Raw genomic sequence first — 710 nt, 5'->3', positions numbered from 1 at the left:
GGACGGTCGAGCGGCTGGCGAGGCGCGGGTTCAGGCCCCGGATGCCAAAGTTCATCGCCAGGTCGTGGCTGCCGGTGCCGTTGTTTTCCGGCGCGCTGACGCCAGGGATGCGGTTAAGTACCTCACGCATGGTGGTTGCGCCGGTTTTGGCGAAATCCTCACGGCGGATCACGTCACGCGCGCCAGCATGTTCAAATACGTCGTTTTCACGCGCATCACCCAGCCAGTCGCCGACCACGGTCAGGGCATCTTCTTTTGGTGCGGGCGCGGGCTCCAGCGTCCAGCTGTTATTTCCCAGCGGTTTTACCTGCAGTCCGCTGCCGTCCAGCAGTTGTTGCAGGCCGCTCTCGACGTCGTAATCGCCGTGCAGGCCGTTGCTCTGCTTGCCGCGCGTCAGGCTGGCGTCAACCGAGAGGGTAAATCCGCTGTGTGCGGCATACTGATTGAGCGCTTTATCGAGCGATCCCGGTGCGATATTAACCTGTGCAGCAAAAGCGGAAAACGAGAGACCGGCCAGCGGCAGCAGGCTCAGGCGAATGGTGTTAACCAAAGGTGTTGTTTTACGAAAAACGCGTAACGGCGTCATACCTTCCCCATCATCATTTTTGTTGTGTTCAGCTATGAGTCGAACGAGAAGGGTAAAAAGGACAATCGAAATAAGAATTATTTTCCTTACAGTGGTGAAATGTTTATCCAGTACCGCGTAATAG

General features: G+C 56.8%; 1 protein-coding gene. It reads right to left on the bottom strand.

The features are described from left to right. A partial coding sequence (locus RTW80_RS26620; protein ID WP_312721090.1) for a secretin and TonB N-terminal domain-containing protein occupies positions 1-586 on the bottom strand: 586 nt, incomplete at its 3' end. Between the last annotated feature and the right edge of the window lie 124 nt (positions 587-710).

This window comes from Escherichia sp. AM3 (assembly GCF_032029835.1).
Taxonomy (GTDB): Bacteria; Pseudomonadota; Gammaproteobacteria; order Enterobacterales; family Enterobacteriaceae; genus Escherichia; species Escherichia coli.
Note: the sequence above shows the minus strand (reverse complement) of the source record. Positions and strands in the feature narration are given on the sequence as shown.